Origin of the sequence: Sphaerochaeta sp. (assembly GCF_050256055.1) — a bacterium.
Classification (GTDB): domain Bacteria; phylum Spirochaetota; class Spirochaetia; order Sphaerochaetales; family Sphaerochaetaceae; genus Sphaerochaeta.
Genome location: NZ_JBFWIJ010000005.1, coordinates 25,576 through 47,065, shown reverse-complemented (window position 1 = coordinate 47,065; position 21,490 = coordinate 25,576). Strand labels below are relative to the sequence as shown.

General features: G+C 51.4%; 23 protein-coding genes. 13 read left to right on the top strand and 10 right to left on the bottom strand.

The genetic code is table 11. The features are described from left to right. The gene (locus AB7C91_RS03150) at window positions 1-915 is read left to right on the top strand and encodes a helix-turn-helix transcriptional regulator (RefSeq protein ID WP_332447705.1); all 915 of its coding nucleotides are present in this window, start codon (window positions 1-3) and stop codon (window positions 913-915) included. Here AB7C91_RS03150 and AB7C91_RS03145 read toward each other — a convergent pair whose 3' ends face one another. Genes AB7C91_RS03145 through AB7C91_RS03130 form a run of 4 tightly spaced genes read right to left on the bottom strand, consistent with a single transcriptional unit; the run spans window position 916 to window position 3,828 of the window. Then, window positions 916-1,299 (bottom strand): transcriptional repressor, encoded by a 384-nt coding sequence (locus tag AB7C91_RS03145; protein ID WP_332447704.1) that lies wholly within the window; start codon window positions 1,297-1,299, stop codon window positions 916-918. Further along, on the bottom strand, window positions 1,271-2,158 hold the full coding sequence (locus AB7C91_RS03140) for a metal ABC transporter permease (protein WP_332447703.1): 888 nt from the start codon (window positions 2,156-2,158) through the stop codon (window positions 1,271-1,273). Before AB7C91_RS03140 ends, AB7C91_RS03145 begins: the two co-directional genes overlap by 29 nt. After that, entirely contained in the window at window positions 2,151-2,927 is a 777-nt protein-coding gene (locus AB7C91_RS03135) for a metal ABC transporter ATP-binding protein (protein WP_428589169.1), read from the bottom strand. The genes AB7C91_RS03140 and AB7C91_RS03135 overlap by 8 nt, the downstream gene beginning before the upstream one ends. Then, window positions 2,920-3,828 (bottom strand): metal ABC transporter solute-binding protein, Zn/Mn family, encoded by a 909-nt coding sequence (locus AB7C91_RS03130; RefSeq protein ID WP_428589166.1) that lies wholly within the window; start codon window positions 3,826-3,828, stop codon window positions 2,920-2,922. The genes AB7C91_RS03135 and AB7C91_RS03130 overlap by 8 nt, the downstream gene beginning before the upstream one ends. Before the next feature lie 233 nt (window positions 3,829-4,061). Here AB7C91_RS03130 and AB7C91_RS03125 point away from each other — a divergent pair, with 233 nt between their 5' ends. The 3 genes from AB7C91_RS03125 to AB7C91_RS03115 all read left to right on the top strand — a co-directional run bounded on the left by AB7C91_RS03125 (window position 4,062) and on the right by AB7C91_RS03115 (window position 6,418). Continuing rightward, window positions 4,062-4,883, top strand: a complete 822-nt coding sequence (locus AB7C91_RS03125) for an MBL fold metallo-hydrolase (protein ID WP_428589163.1) — start codon at window positions 4,062-4,064, stop codon at window positions 4,881-4,883. A gap of 3 nt (window positions 4,884-4,886) precedes the next feature. Then, window positions 4,887-5,822 (top strand): ketopantoate reductase family protein, encoded by a 936-nt coding sequence (locus AB7C91_RS03120; RefSeq protein ID WP_428589160.1) that lies wholly within the window; start codon window positions 4,887-4,889, stop codon window positions 5,820-5,822. A gap of 74 nt (window positions 5,823-5,896) precedes the next feature. Further along, window positions 5,897-6,418: a gamma carbonic anhydrase family protein gene (locus AB7C91_RS03115; RefSeq protein ID WP_332447698.1), complete on the top strand. Its 522-nt coding sequence runs from the start codon at window positions 5,897-5,899 to the stop codon at window positions 6,416-6,418. Here AB7C91_RS03115 and AB7C91_RS03110 read toward each other — a convergent pair. From AB7C91_RS03110 to AB7C91_RS03090, 5 genes are all read right to left on the bottom strand, one after another. Then, on the bottom strand, window positions 6,415-7,086 hold the full coding sequence (locus tag AB7C91_RS03110; protein ID WP_332447697.1) for a TrkA family potassium uptake protein: 672 nt from the start codon (window positions 7,084-7,086) through the stop codon (window positions 6,415-6,417). The two genes, AB7C91_RS03115 and AB7C91_RS03110, sit on opposite strands and share 4 nt — an antisense overlap. 16 nt (window positions 7,087-7,102) lie before the next feature. Then, entirely contained in the window at window positions 7,103-8,401 is a 1,299-nt protein-coding gene (locus AB7C91_RS03105; protein ID WP_428589155.1) for a TrkH family potassium uptake protein, read from the bottom strand. A gap of 114 nt (window positions 8,402-8,515) precedes the next feature. Beyond that, the gene (mmsB, locus tag AB7C91_RS03100; protein ID WP_332447695.1) at window positions 8,516-9,703 is read right to left on the bottom strand and encodes a multiple monosaccharide ABC transporter permease; all 1,188 of its coding nucleotides are present in this window, start codon (window positions 9,701-9,703) and stop codon (window positions 8,516-8,518) included. Window positions 9,704-9,751: 48 nt separating this feature from the next. Continuing rightward, complete coding sequence (locus AB7C91_RS03095) at window positions 9,752-11,299, bottom strand: ATP-binding cassette domain-containing protein (protein ID WP_332447694.1); 1,548 nt, start codon at window positions 11,297-11,299, stop codon at window positions 9,752-9,754. A 117-nt stretch (window positions 11,300-11,416) separates the two neighbouring features. Continuing rightward, window positions 11,417-12,514 (bottom strand): substrate-binding domain-containing protein, encoded by a 1,098-nt coding sequence (locus AB7C91_RS03090; protein WP_428589151.1) that lies wholly within the window; start codon window positions 12,512-12,514, stop codon window positions 11,417-11,419. Window positions 12,515-12,736: 222 nt separating this feature from the next. On the opposite strand from AB7C91_RS03090, the gene AB7C91_RS03085 reads away from it, so the two are divergent. The 9 genes from AB7C91_RS03085 to AB7C91_RS03045 all read left to right on the top strand — a co-directional run bounded on the left by AB7C91_RS03085 (window position 12,737) and on the right by AB7C91_RS03045 (window position 20,775). Beyond that, on the top strand, window positions 12,737-13,249 hold the full coding sequence (locus AB7C91_RS03085) for a ferritin (protein WP_332447692.1): 513 nt from the start codon (window positions 12,737-12,739) through the stop codon (window positions 13,247-13,249). Window positions 13,250-13,308: 59 nt separating this feature from the next. After that, window positions 13,309-14,145 (top strand): pirin family protein, encoded by an 837-nt coding sequence (locus AB7C91_RS03080; protein WP_332447691.1) that lies wholly within the window; start codon window positions 13,309-13,311, stop codon window positions 14,143-14,145. 129 nt (window positions 14,146-14,274) lie between these two features. Then, window positions 14,275-14,685, top strand: coding sequence for a GntR family transcriptional regulator (locus AB7C91_RS03075; protein WP_332447690.1), 411 nt, complete (start codon window positions 14,275-14,277; stop codon window positions 14,683-14,685). Further along, window positions 14,682-15,788 carry a slipin family protein gene (locus tag AB7C91_RS03070; RefSeq protein ID WP_332447689.1) on the top strand — a complete coding sequence of 369 codons (1,107 nt, stop codon included), beginning with the start codon at window positions 14,682-14,684 and terminating at the stop codon, window positions 15,786-15,788. Before AB7C91_RS03075 ends, AB7C91_RS03070 begins: the two co-directional genes overlap by 4 nt. Then, window positions 15,785-16,468, top strand: coding sequence for an ABC transporter ATP-binding protein (locus tag AB7C91_RS03065; RefSeq protein ID WP_428589146.1), 684 nt, complete (start codon window positions 15,785-15,787; stop codon window positions 16,466-16,468). Before AB7C91_RS03070 ends, AB7C91_RS03065 begins: the two co-directional genes overlap by 4 nt. Next, window positions 16,465-17,721 carry an ABC transporter permease gene (locus AB7C91_RS03060; protein WP_428589143.1) on the top strand — a complete coding sequence of 419 codons (1,257 nt, stop codon included), beginning with the start codon at window positions 16,465-16,467 and terminating at the stop codon, window positions 17,719-17,721. Before AB7C91_RS03065 ends, AB7C91_RS03060 begins: the two co-directional genes overlap by 4 nt. Before the next feature lie 12 nt (window positions 17,722-17,733). Next, a complete protein-coding gene (locus AB7C91_RS03055; protein WP_332447686.1) occupies window positions 17,734-18,969 on the top strand; it encodes an ABC transporter permease in 1,236 nt (411 codons plus the stop codon). After that, window positions 18,962-19,708: an outer membrane lipoprotein-sorting protein gene (locus AB7C91_RS03050; protein ID WP_332447685.1), complete on the top strand. Its 747-nt coding sequence runs from the start codon at window positions 18,962-18,964 to the stop codon at window positions 19,706-19,708. The genes AB7C91_RS03055 and AB7C91_RS03050 overlap by 8 nt, the downstream gene beginning before the upstream one ends. Further along, a complete protein-coding gene (locus tag AB7C91_RS03045) occupies window positions 19,702-20,775 on the top strand; it encodes a hypothetical protein (protein WP_428589139.1) in 1,074 nt (357 codons plus the stop codon). The genes AB7C91_RS03050 and AB7C91_RS03045 overlap by 7 nt, the downstream gene beginning before the upstream one ends. On the opposite strand, the gene AB7C91_RS03040 is transcribed toward AB7C91_RS03045, so the two are convergent. Next, window positions 20,772-21,443, bottom strand: coding sequence for an ATP-binding protein (locus AB7C91_RS03040; protein WP_428589136.1), 672 nt, complete (start codon window positions 21,441-21,443; stop codon window positions 20,772-20,774). The two genes, AB7C91_RS03045 and AB7C91_RS03040, sit on opposite strands and share 4 nt — an antisense overlap. Between the last annotated feature and the right edge of the window lie 47 nt (window positions 21,444-21,490).

Below are 21,490 nucleotides of genomic sequence, written 5' to 3'. Positions count from 1 at the left end.
ATGATAATCCTTTCGGACATCCTGCTCTTTCTGACCACAGCCTTGGTTGTCTCGATCACCTGTCTGTGCATCTTGCTCCGCTCGAGGATCCAAGACGCCTACACAGGCTCTTTTCTGACCGTCTTGGTTCCCCTTTGCCTGGAGATGTGCCTTACGCTACTCGCCACGTACTTGTCCAGAATTCTGAACGCCGCTGCTCTTGCGTCGTTCGCATATGCACTCTATGCATTGGCGACCACTCTGTGTTCCATCCTGCTCACCACTGCCCTGTTGTTGATGTTCAGCCGGTATTTGATCAACCTTCTGCCGGCAACCAGTGTTCAGAAACATCTGGGAAACCGAATCCTCACCTTCCTGATCCTTCTGTTTTTGGTGGTCAGCATCTATTTGATCTTCGCCTTCAGTGGCGGCGATTGGGTACAGGCCTTGCAATTGACGATCCAGTACCACTTCTTCGGGGGTAGCATGTTTTTGATCATCCACGGGGTTCTGAGCCTTTTCTTCATCAAGCGATCGGAGACATGGGAGGAGGAACGTCTACTCAAAGGGATTTGTTACACCTTTCTGCCTTTGGCTTTCCTCTTTCCCCTTGACTTGATCTTTTTTCTACACAGTCCGTTCAAATTGGTGTATCTAAGTTTCTCCATCCTCTCGGTCTATCTTTATTATTTCATCAGTCGGCGCTATTTCCTCACCTACGAACAGACGGTGCTCAAACCTTCGCTTGCAAAAACCTACGGCATCTCGGAACGTGAGGAACAGATCATCACGTTGATGGTCGAAGGGTTGAGTAATCAGGAAATAGCGAAACAACTGTTCATCTCCCCCAATACCGTCAAAACCCATATCAAGAATATCTACGGAAAGCTCGGGGTGAACAACCGACTGCAGCTCTTTGTCTTGCTTAAAAGTTGATCATACGTTACAGGAATCACAAATACCGGTCAAAAAGAAGGTATGGTCTGTGATGACAAACCCATAATCCTTCTCCCATTGCTGCAGCTGCTCGGTGTAGTTGCAACTTCCCAAATCGATGAAACGATGGCATCTTTCACAATGAAACCAGTGATGATGCACCCCATCCTCCCTATTGCGGTAGCTGTAATAACGAACCGTTCCTTGTTCACTGCAGTGCAGGATGAATGACTCCGCCATACCTTGGTCCTCCAGATAGTGGAGATTACGGTAGATTGTGGCTTGGTCGTAGGCAAGACCGAGTTGGCTGACCAAGCTGATCGCCGAGACAGGGATCGGGCTCAGACGCAAGGCTTCAAGAATTGCTTTTCTTGCTTTGGTCATGGATATGCCTCCGTTTGCTCACCAGATTTCCTGCAGATCTTCCCAAAAAGAAAGCACCCGCAATGACCACCACCATCGCCCCGACCGGAACATCAGAGACCCAGCCGACCATCAAGCCGCTGACGGAAAAAAGCGAGGAGAAGAGTGTGGCGGATACCATCATCGAAGCGAGGTTCCGCGCCTTGAAACCGGCGGTTCCCGCCGGGAGCGTCAACATGGCGATGACCATGACAATCCCCACAAACGTCTGCAGCAACACAACCGCGACTGCAGTGACGGACAGGATGGCCAAGAATACCGCTTGGGTCGGGATGCCGCGCACCTGGGCGAATTCCTCATCGAATGCCGTGGCTTCGATCTGGGGATAAAACCGCCAGACCAGCAATAGGACGATCACATCAAGGATGAGCATCAACACAAGATCGGTATTGGAGATCAATAGGATATTGCCGAACAGATAGCTGGAGGGATCGGTATAGCCTGGGGTTTTCGCCATGAACAACACCCCGATACTCATGCCGATGGCCCAGATGGCCTGGATGACGGTGTCCTCACGCTGTTTTGATTTCAAGGATACAACTCCGATGATCGCAGCGGAAATCAAGGCAAATGCAATGGCTCCGATAATCGGACTGAGATGGGGAACAATACCTGTTGCAGAAAGATACAGGGCTATGCCGATGCCTCCCAGCACTGCATGACTGATTGCCCCGGCGAGGCCTGCAATCCGTTTTACGGTGACTACCGAACCCAACACTCCGAACAAGATTGAACTGAGCAAACCCGCCAAAAAGGCGTTGCGCACGAACGGAAGATCGGGATTGAACAATGCGGAAAAGAACGTCGTCAATTCAGCCATTTGCATCCTCCTCGCCGAAGGCGCATGCATCAGGGGAAAGTTCGACATCATGACGGACCCGCTTCACATCCGCTTCCTCAACCTTCTCAAGCACATGTTGGACCACCGTCCTGCCCACCTTGCCCTCTTTGTGCGCATCGATGCAGAACACCCGGTCGGTAAGCGAGGAAACCAGACGCATGTCATGGGTGACGATCAGGATGGTGGTTCCACCCTTGAGGTGCTCAAGCGTCGCAAACAGACGATGCTCGCTTACCTTGTCCATATTCGCCGTCGGCTCGTCAAGGATAAGCATCCTTGGGCGGGAGACCAAAGCACGAGCGACCAATACCCGCCGTCTCTGCCCGCCGCTCAATGCACGGTAAGGCCGATCGGCAAGGTCTGCCAATTCCACCTGTCTGAGGGCATCCAATGCAAGTTCATTTGCTATGCGGGCGGCACTGCGTCCTTGTGCTTCCACCAGTCCCATCCGCACCACCTCCAAAACAGAGATGGGAAAACTTGGGTCGTACGAAGCATGTTGGGGAACATACCCGACTAATGCACGACTTTTCTTCGGGCTCTGTCCGAGCAAGGCAACCGATCCGTTGGCAGGTGCTTCCAGACCGAGAATAAGTTTAAGCAAGGTGGTTTTCCCGCTGCCGTTCGGCCCCACCAAGGCAATGAATTCCCCTTCATGAAAATGGAAGGTCACATCCTCGAGGACCGTTAAGGATGGATAGGAAAAGGAAACAGAGGAAAACTGGAGCGCAACCGCCTGTTTACTCATGTACACCCCCCGAGCCGAGCAGTGCTTCACCCATCTGTTGGATGTTCGCCAGCCAATCATAGGCGAGCGGGTCGAGTGCGACTACAGTCGCCCCCACCGCCTTTGCCACCGTCTGTGCGCTGGATACGGGAAACTGCTTCTGGACGAATATGGTTTTGACACCATCCACCTTCGCCTGCTCGATCAAACGTGTCAAATCCCTGGCTGTGGGTTCCTTTCCTCCGGTTTCCACTGCTTCCTGCTTCAACGAGAACGAATCGAGGAAGTATCCGAAGGATGGATGATAGACGAAGATGGTCGAACCTGCCATGGGCTGCAACTGTTGCTGCAGGGCGGAAAAAGTCTGGTCAATTTGCTTACTGAATGCTTCGCTTCGTTGGTTCAGCAAAGCAGAGGGAAGAGAAAGGACATCGATCAAGGCCTGCTTGGTATTCTCCAACAGGATTTTTGACTGTGACCACCCCAACCAGGTATGACGATCGATGTTCAAACCCTGTGCTCCGGAATCGGATTCACCGCTTTGATGATCATGTTCCTCGAGGCTGCGCAGCTCCATGTTCCTTGTTCCGTCGACTATGGTGAGGTTTGGATAGAGGGCGGCCACCTTATCCACGAGAGAATGTTCAAAGTCAGTTCCGCTGAGTATCCAAAGCTTCGCCTTGGAAAGTGCAGCCATTTGTGATGGGGTTGGTTCATAGGAATGAGGATCCTGACCTTCGGTGACCAGTACCACCGTCTGTACGCTGTCCTTGGCCAATTGATCAATGAAATATGCCTGGGGCAGAATGCTTACCGCCACGATGGGAAGATTTGAAACTGTTTTGTTCTCACTGGACCCTTGTCCGAAAAGCAAGGCTGTGCTGGACAGGAGCACAAGACTGAACAGCATTCGTATACGCATGGGTTCCTCCTGGAATGGTAGGTACAAGATAGTGAAGGTATGATAAATTTGCAAGTCATTCGCAATTTTTTATTCACTCGAACCGTACCCCGTACAAAACACCGTGATTCCGATACAAACCTTTGCAACAGGGAAATTGCTTGCTAGAATACAAAAACGATACAAGTACTAATTTGTATTACTCAGGTTCTCATTTCGTGACAAATATGCAATTGCATCGCAAGGAGTGCGACGTGAAGATAACCGCATTGGTTGAGAATCAAGGGCAAGGTGCGATGAAGCCGAAACATGGCCTTGCACTCCATATCAAAACGAGAAATCATGTGATTTTATTTGATGTTGGCCCGGATGATACCCTGTTTGAGAACGCAGAACGCATGCATATTGATCTCTCACTCGTTGACACCGTCATCATTTCCCACGGACATTACGACCATGGTGGTGCGCTCAGACACTTTTTGGAGGTCAACACGCAGGCAACCGTATATGTCCAGCGGAGCGCTTTTGAAAAGCATTCCAGCAAGCTGCTCGGCATAAAAATACCGGTCGGATTGGACCCTTCCCTCAAGAACCATCCACGAATCGTGTTGTTGGATGGGGATACCGTCATCGATGATGAACTCAGGCTTTTTACCGTTGAGCAATCCGACAGTCTCACCCATTCCGATGCAAATGATTCTCTCTATGAAAATGGACGAACAGACTCCTTCCGACATGAACAAAATTTGGTGATTTGTGAGGATGTCACCGTTCTGGTTCTTGGTTGCGGACACTCCGGTATTGTGGACATCATGCGAAAAGGCAAAACATTCGGCCCCACTCACTGTATCGGGGGGTATCATCTGTATAATCCTCTATTCAGGAAAACTGTGGGTCGAGACGTGCTGGATGCAATTGCCCATCAATTGGCGGATTATCCGCATGTACAATTCCATACCTGTCATTGCACAGGCAAGCGGGCCTATACCTATCTTGCAGCAAGGTTGCCCAATATGGAGTACCTATCTTGTGGGGATACCCTTGTTTTTGAAGGTTCGGGGAAAGGGATGGATTGATCCATGAGGATTCTGATGTATGGGGCCGGGGTCATCGGCAGTATTTTTGCTGGCAAACTTGCACAAGCCGGCAACGAGGTGACCGTCCTGGCACGAAGCACTCGGTATCGGCAGATCAAGGAACAGGGGATTGTGCTCGTACAACCCAAATCCCGGAAGATCGAACAGGTTTCTGTTGCCGTGATCGACGTTCTGCGACCTGACGATCGCTATGATTACCTCATCGTAACCATGCAGAGAACGCAAGTGGATGCAATTCTTCCCGTATTGTCCCGAAATAATTCTCCGAATATCGTATTTGTCGTCAATACAGCCGGAGGATATGAATCCTGGGCGCAAGCGGTGGGACCGCAACGCCTGATGATCGGATTTCCTGCTGCCGGTGGCGAACGAAAGAATGCAACGGTGTCGTACTTCATCGCAAAAGGGATGCAACGTATCTTCCAGACGACAACCTTCGGCGAATACAGTCAAACCAAAACCAAACGGGTAAAAATCCTGATCAAACTGTTTTGCAGGGCCGGAATCCCATCGGTATGGTCCAAGCATATGGATGCCTGGCAGAAAACCCATGTGGGACTGGTCACCAACATTGCTAACGCATTGTATGGGTTCGATTGCGACAACGTTGCACTGGGCCATTCCAGATCCGATGTCAGGCGCATGGTCGACGGCATCCAGGAAAGCAGGAAGGTCCTGCGATCGGTCGGCATTACTCCCAGACCAAGAAAACTCATCTGGATGGATCTGAGCCCAGGAGTTCTCACCTTCCTGTTTCGTATATTCATGAGAACGGAGCTTGCGCAGACGACCATGGCGAAGCATTGTTCGGTGGCAAAACCGGAAATGCAGTATCTGCAGCAGGAATTTGATGTACTGCTCTCTGAAAGCCATCTTGAAACTGTCGCGATCACCTGCCTGAAGCGGAACCTCTCCTAACGCATGTATGCATTGCAACGAACAAAGTTTCTTGGAATAATTGGCTGGCAGACCAGTACCTATAGGAGCCTTGCATGCAGTACACCCTCAACCAGACCACTCCCCGCATAGCCGATGATTGCTATCTTGCCCCTACCGCTGATGTCATCGGGGATGTCACCTTGGAACGCGGCGTCTCCATCTGGTTTCACGCCACACTTCGTGCCGATGTGAATTCCATCTTGGTGATGGAGCAGACCAATATACAGGACAACGCCGTCCTGCATGTGACCAAACATCAGGGCCTGGTCATTGGAAAGCGTTGTACGGTAGGCCATGGTGCCATACTGCATGGTTGCACTATTGAAGATGATTGTCTGATCGGAATGGGGTCCATCATCCTGGACGGAAGCCGTATCGGAAGCCAATCCTTGGTTGGTGCGGGCTCCCTGGTGACGGAACACAAGACCTTCCCTCCCCGCTCGCTGATCATGGGCTCTCCGGCAAGACTCATCCGTACCCTCAGCGATGCAGAATTTCAGAGCATAGCTGAAAATGGGTACGAGTATTGGTCGTTCGCAAAGGATCTGGTTTCAGAAAAACAAACCATCGGCTAAGCTTCGTTGGCCTGCTCGAATTTCTTGATTGCTTCGTTGGTCCCGCCGACCACCAGAACATCATCTTCAAGCAAAGTCAGATCGGGTACAATCTCCGTGATCGCCTTCTCCTTGCGGATGACCACGATGATGTTCAGATGAAACCGTCTTCGCAGATTCAACACCTCTACTGTTTGATTGGCAAAGACAGAGGAGAGGGATATATTGGCGATGGAGAAATCGTCGCAGAGTTCCAGAAATTCCAGTGTCCCGGTGGATACCAGCGAATGCGCCAGGCGGGCTCCCATTTCCACTTCGGGGAAGACGGCCTCGGCTCCGATACGCTCGAGTACCTTGCCATGGTTCGGGCTGGTGGCTTTGGCAATGACACGGGGGATGCCGAGCTCGATCAGACTCATCGTCACCAGGATGTTCGATTCGATATCCTTTCCGATGCAGACAATGACGGTGTGGCAATGAGAAATGCCCGATTCGTTGAGTACTGCAGGAGTGATGGCATTCACCGGATAGATGGTGTCAATCTGGTCCTTGACTGCATCGAGTTTTTCCGCCTCGATCTCCAGGACAATGACTTGCTTGCCTGCCTTGGTCAGCTCCAAGGCGAGGGAAAGGCCGAAACGTCCAAGTCCAATGATACCGAACGCATTGGGGTCGAATTCTTTTTTCATAGGTGTATTTCTCCCATCATCCGATGAATACTTGTTCCTCGACATGCGTCAAAGAGGATGGTTTTGCCTTTAGGCTGGTTGCAATCGTGATCGGTCCCACCCTGCCGGCGAACATAATGCAGATGAGTACCAGCTTGGACAGCAAGGAGAGTGTCGGAGTGATTCCTGTGGAAAGTCCAACAGTCGCAAATGCCGATACTGTCTCAAAGAGAACAGCCATGAAGGGAAAATGATCCCCTTCCACCTTCAAAATTAGCAGACTCCCCACAAACACCAGCAACAATGAGAGCAGTAGGACCTGAAATGCCTTGAGAATACTTTCACTGCCCACTTTCCGCTTGAATGCTGCCGGTTCACGGCGGAACATGAGTGATCCAAGACTGAGAAACAGAGCAAAGGTGGTGGTGGTCTTGATACCGCCGCCGGTCGATCCCGGAGAAGCTCCGATGAACATCAGAATCATGAGGATCATCAGACTGGCTTGGCTGAGGGAAGCGATATCAACGGTATTGAATCCAGCCGTTCGTGCGGAAACACTCTGAAAAAATGCGGAAAGCCAATCAAGGCGGTCGGAAAGAACGAAGAACACCATCCCGAACAGGATTAGGATGGCATTCATCAACACTACGATTCGTGTATGCATGGCCAATTTTGCCCATCTGCGATTTCGGGCGATATCGGCAAGCACAAAAAAACCGCTGCCGCCGAGAATGATAAGCAAGGCCGTTGTCAGGTTCATCGCAATATTGTTGCGGTATTCCGTAAGGCTCCTGTACTTGCCCATCAGATCGAAACCTGCATTATTGAATGCAGAAATCGAATTGAAGACTGCATGACCGAGAGCATCCAAAGGACCATAGGATGTACGGAAAATAAAATACTCAATACAGGTCCCGATCCCTTGGAACAGAATGGCGGCGACCACCACGGAGCGAACGATCATCAAGGTCCCCTTCAGCGAGGACAGGTTGTACGCTTCCTTGATGAAGGAGCGCTGGGAAATACCGATGTTCATCCGAAAAAGGAGGCTGAAGGAAATGACGATTGAAGCAAATCCCAATCCACCCAGTACAATCAACAGAGCAATGACGGTTCTGCCGAACAAGGTAAAGGTCTGGGCTACATCAACAGTCACCAATCCCGTTACGCAGACTGCACTGGTTGAAATGAACAGGGCATCCACATACGGTAGATGGATGCCCTCATTATGGGCAAAAGGGAGGCTGAGCAGTACAGAGCCTAGGAAAATGATGATTGCAAACCCTACCAACAGAAGATGATTGGGTTGCCAGCTTTTATGTACACGCGGCTTCATGATGGCATGCAGTGTACTGCTTCTGCTTCATCGATTCAACACCATCTTCCTTTGCGACCTTCTCGGCAAGCGATGGCCACTCCCTCTTGATGCAACCTCACGGACTTTCTTGCATCATGCACCCTTTGATGACCTCGATTTCGAATACAGATCGAATGCCACGGCTGCAAGCAGGACAAAACCCTTGATCGCCTGCTGCCAGTCGGTGCTGATGCCGATGATCGACATACCGTTGTTCAACACTCCGATGAACAAACCGCCTACGACAGCCCCGATGATCGTCCCCACTCCGCCGGAGACGGCCGACCCTCCGACATAACAGGCGGCAATGGCATCCATTTCAAAGTTTTGTCCGGCCTTCGGTGTAGCCGAGTTCAGACGCGCCGTAAACACCATTGCAGCAACGGCAGCCAGAATCGCCATATTGGTATAGATCCAGAACATCACCCATTTAACCTTGACCCCGGACAGCTCGGCTGCTTTCCTGTTTCCCCCCAGCGCATAGATATGGCGTCCCTGCACCGTCTTGGAAGCAACAAACTGATATCCGATGACTAAAATGCCCAATAGGATCAGGATATTGGGGAACCCTTTGTATACGGCGAATACAACCGTGAACGCAACGAGAACGGTGGCAATGAAGATCACTTTGGCTAGCCAGATTCCCGTAGGAAGCAGGTCAAAATCATATTGCTTCTGCTTGTTCCGCTTTTGGATCTCACTGAAGATGATCAGGGCAACGATAAGAAAGCCGATCAATACAGTAAAAACATGGAAGTGCGTCGTACCGATCACCGCTCCGCCGAACGGATCGGAGATATATCCCGATGAGATCAACTGGAATTCCTTGGGGAAGGGAGCTTTCGTCTGCCCTTTCATGATCACCTGTCCCAACCCACGGAAAACCAGCATGCCGGCCAGTGTGGCGATGAACGGGGGAACGTTTATGAAGGCAATCCAGAAACCTTGCCACATACCGATCAACGCACCGACAAGAAGTGCAACCAACATTGCTACATACGGATTCCACTGCAGATCCACCATCATGACACCACACAGGGCTCCGATGAAACAGACAATGGATCCGACAGAGAGGTCAACGTTTCCCGTCAAGGTACACAGCAACATGCCGACGGCAAGAATCAGAACATAGCTGTTCTGCAGCACCAGATTCGTCAAATTCACCGGCCTGAAAAAAATGCCATCGGTCAGCAGTCCGAAAGCGACCATCGCCACGGCCAAGGCGATGACCATCATGTATTGCCTCACATTCTTTTTCAAAATTGCAATCAAGCCACTCATCCCGCTCTCCTTATCGTATGCACTCAGTCAAGTATGTATTGGGTTTCCTCAATTGTTCAGGATATTCCGCATGATTTCCTCTTGGGTTGCTGTCTTTCCCGAAAGTTCTGCGGTAATTTTGCCCTCGCTCATTACATAGATCCGATCGCTCATTCCAATGATCTCCGGCATTTCGCTGGAAATCAGCAGACATGCCATGCCCTGTGCAGCAAGCGAATTGATGATCGTATAGATTTCATGCTTCGCCCCTACATCGATGCCTCGGGTGGGTTCGTCGAGGATCAGGATCCTCGGATCGGTGAACAACCATTTCGACAATACGACCTTCTGTTGGTTGCCACCCGAAAGATTCCCCGTCATCTGGAGAATCGTCGGTGTTTTCGTATTGAGCCGCTTGCAGAAGTCCTCGGCCACAATGTTCTCTTCATGATCATTTACCACCGACATCTTGGCAATTTTCTTCAGTTTGGCGATCGTTGTATTTTCCTTGACGCTCTGAATCATCACCAGTCCCAGTTCCTTTCGGTCCTCAGGGACATAGGCGACACCGTGTGCGATGGCTTTGGGAATGGTGCTGATATCGACCGGAGTACCTTCGATCAGCGTTTGGCCGGTGATGTTCTCACCATATGCCTTGCCGAACACGCTCATAGCCAATTCCGTACGACCGGCTCCGACCAAACCAGCCAAGCCGACGACTTCTCCGGCTCGGACGGTGATGCTCACCCCATCAAGTTTCTTTCGTTCCGGATTATCAGGATTATGGACCGTCCAGTCCTTGATCTCAAAAAGAACAGTGCCGATGGGATTGCTGCGCTTGGGAAACATCTCGGTTATCTCCCGACCAACCATCCCCTTGATGATGCGCTCTTCTCCGATTGACACAGCCTCGCCGTTCATTCGCTCAACATCCAAAGTCTCGATGGTTTTCCCATCTCTCAGGATCGTAATGGAATCAGCGACGGCAGCGACTTCATTGAGCTTGTGGGAGATCAACACGGAGGAAATATTGCTCTTGTCACGGAGTTCCTTGAGGATCTCAAGCAAATGTCTGCTGTCTTTTTCATTGAGGGCAGAAGTGGGTTCGTCGAGAATCAATAATTTGGCATGCTTGGCCAGGGCTTTAGCAATCTCGACCATTTGCTGCTTGCCCACACCCAGTTTGTTCACTGGGATATTGGGGTTCTCATGCAGGCCTACACGCTCCATGTATTTCAATGCATCTTCACGGGTCTTGTCCCAGTTGATGATATTGAATTTCGCCCGTTCGTCACCGATGAACATATTCTCCGCTATGGAGAGATAGGGACTCAACGCCAATTCCTGATGGATGATGACAATTCCCGCTTGTTCACTTTGCTTGATATTGGAGAACGCACATCGTTTGCCTTCGAATGAGATTTCCCCATCATAGGTTCCATATGGATATACACCGGAAAGAACCTTCATCAACGTTGATTTTCCGGCGCCGTTCTCCCCGACCAAGGCATGAATCTCACGAGTGCTGACATCCAAGCTGACGTCATCAAGTGCTTTCACGCCTGGAAATGTCTTGGTAATATGCTTCATCGACAGCAGAATGGATTTGTTTGGCATATATGTCCCTCATTATACAGACCGGAACCCGATTCCATTTCAGCCGCAGGCAGATGGCACCGGGTTCGCGATCATGCGATACAATTCCGGCTTCACCAGGAAGCCGGACAAATGCAATTACAGTCCAACTTCGGCGGCAGTATGATAGCCGGTATCGACTACTTCAGCTTTCAGGTTGTCCTTGGTGACGATGACGGACTTCAGCAGTACGGAGGGAACGATGTACGGCTTGCCGTTCTTGATGGAATCGTTGTTGTAGCTGGTGGTATCCAACCCCTTGGGGGTCTCTCCACGCATGATGGTGTCAACGAGTTCAACGGTAGCCTGTCCGAGTACACGGGTATCCTTCAGGACGGTTGCATACTGTTCACCGGCAAGAATCGATTTGCAGGAAGCGACGATACAGTCCTGACCACCGACCACCGGCAACGGCTTTCCTGCTGTACCATAACCGACGGCTTTGCACGCTTCAAGCGTGGAGAGACTGATCGGATCATAGGGGGAAAGAATTCCATCGAGTGTCTGGTTGGTGTAATGAGCGGAAAGGAGGTTCTCCATCCTGGACATGGCAAGTTCATTGCTCCAACGCAAGGTTCCCACCGTATCCATGCCCTGCTGGCCTGAACCGATCTTGAGGGTGCCGTTTGCAAAATAGGGCTTGAGCCTATCCATGGCACCATCATAGAACTTGTAAGCATTGTTGTCGTCCGGGGATCCACCGAACAGTTCGATCAACAGCAGCTTTTTCTTGGGATTATCCAAGTTCATCCCCTTGATGAGGATGTCGCCCATCTGCTGGCCGACGGCATAGTTGTCGAACGACAGATAATAATCGACATTCGGCGACTTCATGATCAAGCGGTCGTAGGCGATGACGGGGATTTTCGCTTCAGCAGCCTTGGCCAGAACATCACTGAGCGCCGATCCATCGATCGAAGCGATGACGAGCACTTTCGCATCCTTGGTGATCAGGTCCTCAATCTGGCGAACCTGGGTGGGAATATCGTCGTCAGAGAACTGCAGGTCGACCTTGTAGCCGAGCTTCTCCAAACCGGTCTTGACCGCCGCTCCATCCTTGTTCCAGCGCTCCTCCGATCTGGTGGGCATGACAACCCCGATCATCCCTTTGCTGGACGTAGTTTCCGCACTTCCTGCTGCGAAAGCCATGTTCATAGCGATGAGCAGTACCATTCCTACCACGAGCATCTTTTTCATAGATAGCCTCCTTCATATTTTCATGCGTTAACGTTAACGCATTATCAAAAGCCAAACAGCCTAACCAATCGTTTTTACTTACTCTACCATCGGCTATATGTGCCGTCAAGTTTTTTCCAGAAATATCAAAGTTGTACGGACTGCTGAACATTTCCCATTGCTGAGAACGATTCTTATTAGTATACTGAGTGTAGCAACATTGCCAAGAAAGGAGAAAACCAAATGCTTGCACAGAAAATAGCTGATTTGATCAATGAGCAAATAAACAAGGAATTTTTTTCCGCGTATCTCTACCTGGATATGGCCACGTATTATGCGCAGAATGGACTATTGGGGTATGAAAACTGGTTCAAGGTCCAGGCACAGGAAGAGCGCGACCATGCGCTTCTGATGCGCCAGTATCTTGTGAACAATGCAGCAAAGGTCACCTTCGGGTCCATTGCAGATCCCTCCCAGACATATCAGAATTATAAGGAACCGCTGGTTGAAGCCCTCAGACACGAAGAATTCGTGACCGCCTCGATCAATACCATCTATGAGGAAGCCGTCAGGCTCAAGGATTTCCGTACCCAGCAATTTCTCGACTGGTTCATCAAGGAACAGGGAGAAGAGGAAACCAATGCCCAGGAAAATATCCAGAAGTTCGATGTGTTCGGTCAGGACAGCCGTGGGCTGTTCATGCTGAACCAGGAACTGATGGCAAGGACGTACGCACCCCCGACCTTGGTGCTGTAACAGAAACTGTATCACCCGCTTCCTCATGAAGCGGGTGTTCTCTTGTCCATGGAGGAACCATGCAGAAGAAACCGATCAAACGGATCACCGGGGGCTTGGTACAATATGACGGAGCCGGAGTCAAGTTGGTGCGGGTCATCGGACGTCAGGATGTCAAGGACTTCGATCCATTTCTGATGCTTGATGCATTCGATGCAACCGAGAGCGAAGACTATGTCAAAGGATTTCCCTGGCATCCCCATCGGGGCATTGAGACGGTCACCTATCTGATCGAAGGAATGATAGAACACGGGGACAGCCTGGGCAACAGGGGGACGATCAATGACGGCTGCTGCCAATGGATGACCGCAGGCAGCGGAATCATCCATCAGGAAATGCCCCAGGAAAGCCCACGGATGCTGGGAACCCAGCTGTGGCTCAACCTTCCCCAAAAAGACAAGATGACCGAACCTGCCTATCGGGATATCCGGGCTGCAGAGATTCCGATGATTGAAAACCCGGGTTCCCAAGTCCGCATCATCAGCGGGACATACCAGCAGGTCAGCGGTCCTGTTCAAGGTGCATACGTCAAGACCCTCTATCTTGACGTCAGCTTGGAACCCAATGTCACCTGGAGCCTTGAACTGGATGCGCAGGACACGCTGTTCATCTATCTGGTCAGAGGCTCAGTAGAGACCGACGGCCAACAGGTCCCATATCATCGGGCGATCCTCTTCGGCGAAGGAGATACCCTGCAACTGAGGAGCTTGGATGAAGGAGCCCGCTTTTTCCTTCACGCCGCCAAAGGATTGGGTGAACCCATCGCCTGGGCCGGACCCATTGTCATGAATACGCGCGAAGAGTTGCTGCTCGCCCAAAAAGAATTGAACGACGGAACCTTCATCAAACATTCCTGACCGATTGTTGTTTTATCTGTGACAGGGCTGCTTTTCCTGAGCAGCCCTGTTTCGTCATAAACAGACAAAAGGATTTGTTGACATTGTACTAATACACCAGTACAATAATACAAGGAAGTGAGGAGAACCGTGGCAAAACCGAAAACGGAGCCGAAATTGGAATTCAGTTTGGATGTGAAAAGCGGGGTTCCCTTCTACAAGCAGATCATTCTGCAGGTGGAGATGGCCATCGCCGACGGAAGATTGGAGGAAGGCGCACAACTGCCGACCGTCCGCAGTCTAGCCGTGGACCTAAGCATCAATCCCAATACGGTTGCCAGAGCATATGCAGAGATGGAAATCAGAAACATCGTCGTAACCCAACAAGGCTCGGGAACCTTCATCAGCGACAAACACATCACCATCGACAGCATTGAACGCGAACGAATCCTCGCACAGATCACCAAGGAATATCTAACCAAGGCCTCATCCTATGGTTTCAATGTGGAGGAAATCCAACAAGCCATCAGCGATCTGGCCGCAAAAGGGGAATCATCATGAACCTGTACCACAGAAAAATCGAACGGATCAAAAACATGAAGGGGTTTGTGCTCGCCCGTGACTTCAGCTACGGTGCGTTGTCGTTCTTCTGCCTCGCACTCTTTCTGGCGGCAGGATGGATCGTGGAACTTGCGATCTATCCTGTAATGCCCGCCACCGCATTGGCTACGGTCAGCACGGCAAGCTTGGTCGCCGCCGTGATCATCGCCCTGTTCCCGCTCTGGGCGACCGTAATGGGGCTCATCCTGTTGTTGTGGGTCGGTATTGTCGGAGGTCTTTCCTATTACCTCTACCCGATGGCTGCGCTTTCCACAGTGGGATTGCTTCTCTCCTCCTCTTTCCAATTGGTCTATCACTGGGACAAGGTCATTGTCCTCAGGCTGGGCAAGTTCCATACGGTCAGAGGTCCCGGACTTTGTTTCCTCATCCCGTTGGTCGACCGTATCGCCGAATTCATCGACATGCGTATCCGGGCCACTGATTTCAGTGCGGAAAAAACCCTGACCAAGGACACGGTGCCGGTGCATGTCGATGCGCTTGCATTCTGGATGATCTGGGATGCCAAGAAAGCAATCCTAGAGGTGGAGGATTATACGGAAGCCGTCATACTCTCCGCTCAGACCGCCCTTCGGGATTCGATTGGGAAGCATCCTTTGACCAGCCTGCTCAGCGAACGAGAGGATTTGGGCAGGGAAATCCAGCAGGCCCTTGATGCAAAAACAAATCCGTGGGGAGTGACCATCCTGTCGGTGGAAATAACCGATATCATCATTCCCAAGGAATTGGAAGATTCCCTTTCCAAACAGGCACAGGCGGAACGGGAGAAGGAATCGCGCATCATTCTCGGGGCAGCCGAAGTGGAAATCGCCAAGAAATTCAGGGAGGCTTCCTCCCAGTATGCAAGTGATCCGATCGCACTCCAGCTTCGCTCGATGAATATGGTGTACGAAGGAATCAGGCAGAACAATTCCATGATGCTCATGCCTGCATCCATCCTGGAGAAAATGGATTTCGGCTCAGTCATGGGAACCGCAGCGCTCCAACAGATCGAAGAACTCAAACACCAACGCAACCTGGCGGAGGAAAAGGAAGAACAGGAATGATCAGAGTAGAAAAGATATCACGCAACTACAAAACGGGAGAGACCGTCGTCAGAGCCTTGAAACAGGTATCTTTGGATGTGAACGATGGGGAGTTTCTTTCCATTGCAGGACCTTCCGGTTCGGGCAAAACAACGCTGCTGAATCTCATCGGGTGCATCGATGCCATTGACGAGGGGGAGATCTTCATCAACAACGTTCCGATCAGCGATATGAACAAGGTCCAGAAGACCGATTTCCGACGCAACAATCTGGGATTCATCTTCCAGACCTACAATTTGATACCCGTGCTCTCCGCGTACGAAAATGTGTCCTTCGTGCTCTCTCTGCTTGATGTCCCCGCGCAGGAGATCAAGGACCGAACCTATGCCGTGTTGAAGGAAGTAGGCCTTGAAGGTATGGAAAACCGTAGGCCCAACCGGCTCAGCGGAGGGCAGCAGCAACGCATCGCCATCGCCCGGGCTTTGATCAAACAACCGCAGATCATCCTCGCAGACGAGCCGACGGCCAACCTGGATTCAAAAACCGGCGAAGAAATTCTGAAGTTGATGAAGCGAATGAATGAGAAGTACGGCACCACCTTCATCTTCTCCACACACGACAAGATGGTCATGGAATACGCTTCACGTCTCGTCGGCCTGCATGACGGGATGATTGTCAGTGACGAAAGGAGACAGCAATGAAATTCATCCTGCAATTGGCAGTGAAGAACCTCTCCCGCTACAAACGCAGGACAGCCATCACGGCCGTTGCCATTGCAACAGGGCTCATGATGTACATACTCATCGATTCCATTCTGGTTGGAGCTGATCGGGAATCTATGCGCAACTTGCGCTGGTATGAGACCGCATCCCTCAGGATCTACCAGAAGGATTACTGGCAGGACCGACACTTCCTCCCTCTGGATTCGTCGATCGATAATCCCGGGCAAGTCCTGCAGCTTCTGCAGCAACAGGGAATGCAGGCAACCGAGCGCACCACCTTCAATGCCGACATGATCCTCTACCAGGATGACTTCGGTGAGGACGGAAACATGAGCGTCCAGGTGACGGCCATCGACCCCGCCAACGATTTTTCCGTGTATCGATATGGCGATACGCTTGTCGATGGACGTTTGCTCAAATCCGGTGAGATGGACGGCCTGTTGATCGGCAGCTGGTTCGCCGAGGACATCAAAGCGAAGGTAGGGTATTGGGTCACCTTGGTAACCCGGGGAAAAGGAGGTTTCTACGAGGCTGTCGACATGCAGATCGTAGGGATCCTCAACTGTCCCAATCCCAATGTGAACCGTACGTTGCTGATGATGGACAAGCAAGCGGCAAACCAATATCTGGGCATGGATGGTTCGGTCACTTCGATCGATATCCTGCTTGACGAACAAGCCGATGTCGATACGGCGGCAAAAACCCTGCAACAGCAGCTGGATGCCAATCATTGGGACCTGACGGTCTATACTTGGAAGGATCTTGCCCGAGATTACCTTGCCATCGCCGGTGCAAAACGTGGGGGGACGGGCATGATTCTCTTCCTGGTCTTCATCATCGCAGCGGTAGGGGTTTCCAATACCATGCTGATGGCCATGTATGAACGTATGCGGGAGCTGGGCATGATGCGCGCTTTGGGGATGAGAGATCGGCACATTCTGCTTTCCTTCCTCTTTGAAGCGGGAGGCATCGGACTGCTCGGTTCGTTGGTCGGGATCGCCCTAGGGTCCCTACTCAACTTGTTCATGGTCAATGTAGGCATCGATTTGGGTTTCATGCTCCGAGACATGGATATGGGATATAGAATCTCAAGTGTCTTCAAGGGAGCCTGGAGCGTGAAAGCAACCGTAACGGCCTTTTTCAGCGGCATCATCCTGTCCATGCTGGTGGCATATCTCCCAATCAAGCGCGCATTGAAGTTGGACATTCCAACCTGTCTGCATCATCAATAGGAGGAGCAGGTAATGACGATCAAACTGCCCGTCGTGGCTTTCCGCAATATATTCAGGAACCTTCGTCGTTCCATCCTATCCGCTGTAGCCATCGCCGTCTCGGCCATGAGCATCGTATTGCTGCTTGCCTTGGTTGACAGCATGCAGTCGGATATGGCCCACAACCTCATCTCGTTCTATACAGGACAGGTCAGAATCCGCAATGCACAGTTCGCAAAATACGAACGCTACAATCCGCTCCATCTGAGCCTTGACGCTCAGCAAATCCTCCCGGTTGTTTCAAGTGTGGACGGGGTGAAGGCGGTTACACAACGCATCAACTTCCCGGTAAACCTCTACCTCCATGAGCAGAACAATGGGGCCTTGGCCGTAGGGGTGGATTTTTCCACCGAAACGGCTTTCATAGACTTCGACAAACTGGTCAGCAAAGGTCGACTTCCCAAAGCCGGAGCAAATGAGATGCTCATCGGCTCGGTGTTGGCAAACGAGTTGGGGTTGGGCCTGGGAGACAAGGTGACCATGCTCACGTCCACTGCCTTGCGTGGTTCGAATGCCATGACCTTCCAAATCGTCGGCATTGCATCGTTCCCGGTTGGGGCATTGAATGCAAAGACCCTGTATGTTCCCCTCGACCGTGCACAGTATTTACTGCGGATGGAAGGACAAGTCCAGGAAATTCTCCTGCTCACCCAGGATGGTTTCAAGGAGAAGGAAGTGGCGAAGGCTGTCAAGACCGCTTTGGAGGATACCTTGTCGCTGGAAACCGAGACGAAGGCTTGGAATGAACTGAATACCATGTATTCGCTGATTGTTCTCGCCAAGGCCATCTATTACGTCATCGGTTTCATCTTCTTCATCCTGGGCAGTACAGTCATCATCAACACCACGATGATGGTCATCTATGAGCGGATGCGTGAAATAGGCACTATGGGGGCTTTGGGTATGCAAGGCAAAGAGCTGACCAAGCTCTTCCTCCTTGAAGGATCATTCATCAGCATCGCCGGCTCAACGTTGGGAACCATCGTAGGGGTGATCATTGTGTTTGTCATGAGCAGGATGGGCTTGAATTTCTCCGAGGCAATGAGCGGCATCGACATGGAGGTTTCCTCCATCCTCTATCCGCAGGTAAGTTGGTTCACCGCCTTCTTCGTCTGGGTCTATGCAATCATCATCGCTTCCCTTTCAACCTTCATCCCATCTCGGAGAGCTTCGAAAATTCAAATTGTGGAGGCATTGCGTTATGTCTAAGCTTCGTATTTCCCTTCTGCTGGTGTTGGTGACGAGTTTGTTGCTGCCGGCATCCCTTTTTGCAATCAGCGCCGAACAGATCATCAACAAGATGGATGAAGCAAATACCTTCGACACATCCTATGCCACCGGATCCATCTTCACCACCGACCGATTCGGGACCAAGGAAAGCACCTTCAAGGCATGGTCGAGAGGCACTTCCGATTCCTTGATCGAATTCACCAGCATCGCAGAAAGGGGGCAGAAGATACTCCGGACCAAAGGCAGTCTGTATCTCTACTATCCCGATGCAGAAGAGTTGATCAGACTTCAGGGGGCTGCACTCCGTCAGTCAGTACTCGGCTCCGACCTTTCCTATGAGGATATGACCGAGGAGAAGAATACCCTCGATTCCTATACAGTCACGCTGGACGGTACTGAGACATACAATACCCATGACTGCCATGTACTCACGCTCACGGCCAAAAGTAGACAGGTAGCCTATCCGATCCAGAAAATCTGGGTGGATACAGAAACGTACGTAGTCTGGAAGGCCCAGTATTCAACCGCCCAAGGAAGGTTGCTGAAGGAATTGCAAGTGCTTTCCACCTTTGTGGTCGCCGACCGTACCCTGCCCAAGGAGACCAAGATTGAGGATAAAATGAAACGGGACAGCTCCACATTGATGAAATTTGATGAACTGCAGGTCAACCCAATCCTCGATGCCAAGCTCTTCAGTCTGGAGAATCTGACATGGTAACGAAAAAAATCATGGTTTCCCTGCTCTTGGTCTTTCTCTCACTCGCGACGTTGGGGGCAGCACCGAATCCGGTGGTCGACCTGCAGCTGCTGGCCTCTCTTGGGTATGCTCCGGCAACCGAGAAAATCTCGGTAGGCATGCTTCCGAACCTCAACTTGTCCTTCAAATCAGAAAACAAGGGAAATGTCCGGGGGGAGGTGGTGCTGAGCACCGCATCCCTTTCCTCCTCTTCCACGATCGACGATGTGCTCCAAAAGGCCTATTTCAAGGCAAAGCTCCCCGCGTTCCGCCTGACTGCAGGAAAAACACGGCTGAGTTGGGGTGACGGCATTCTGTTCAATGCGGGTGATGTCATCTATGGCAGTTCATCCACTTCGGTCAGCCTTACCCAAGCCGAGCTCAGGAGCGAAACCAGTTATCTGGCAGCAATCAACTATCCTCTGGGTCTCTTCAGCTTTGCCGAGGCACTTGTACTCCCGGCAAAAACAATGTCTGCAAAGGATCTTGGCTTCGGGTTTCGCCTCTACACCACAGTCGGACAGACCAAGGTGGAAGGAGGATTCCTTTCCAAGGCTGATCCCACTCGTCTCCATACCCCGTATGTGAGTCTCCAGGGAAACATCGGCCCCGACTGGTATCTTTCTTCCTCTGTCGGATTCAACGAACAAGGGTCGATCGAAAAAGAGACATGGATGATCAGCGGGGGGCTGTATCATCTGATGACACTCAGCGGGGACAAAAATCTCGGGCTTAGACTGGAATTCCTGTCCCGCCCATTTGGAAATTGGTCATGGGAAAGCCAGAACGACAGTAATTGCGCACTGCTTCTCTACCCTGAGGTCACCTACAGCCCATCAAACAGCCTTACCTATCGTTTCCAGTCGATCATTTCTCCCTTGGATGGATCGCTGAACGTCACCGGGGGAGTCAGTTGGTCGGTGTTCGAAGGATTCTCACTCTCGGCCTACCTGAGTTCCGGTTTTGGCGATACCACTGATCTTTTCAATTGGGATGGGTCTCCTTCCTCAGCTGCAAATCTGTTGTTTGCAGCCTCCTGGATCTATTAGCGAAGTATCTCCCCTTCGGTGGAAAGCGTCACTACCGCCAAGGGGATGATCTTTCCACTGGCTTCGATGGCACGCTTGACGGCATAGTCGAGTCCGCCGCAGCAGGGGACTTCCATCTTGACCACCGTAATGCTCCGAATGTCATGGTTCGAGAAAATCTCGGTGAATTTCTCGGCATAATCACCGGCATCCAGCTTGGGGCACCCGATGAGGGCAACACGATTCCTGATAAAGGTATGATGGAAATCGGCGAATGCGTACGCGGTGCAGTCCGCAGCAATCAACAGATCACAGTCATTGAAGAATCCGGCGTTCGGTGCAGCGAGCTTGATCTGTACCGGCCATTGCCGGAGCTCACTCGTTGTATTGGTTGGCCGATCCTCAACCTGTGGTTTGGGTTCTGCTTGCTTCATCACCTTGATCCGGCTGCCCGGACAACTGAAAGCCTCTACTGCTGCATGGTCGAATGCCGGAGCTTCCCGCTCCTCGAAGGTAATGGCTCCAGTAGGACAGACCGGCAGGCAATTGCCCAAACCGTCACAGTAATCCTCGCGCAGCAACACCGCTTTCCCATTGATTAGGCCGATGGCACCTTCCTGGCAGGCCCCTACGCATAGGCCGCAGCCATTGCACTTCACTTCATCGATACGGATCATCTGTCTGATCATCACTTCCTCCATTGTCATTCGACATCGTCTATGCTAGCATGAAGGCC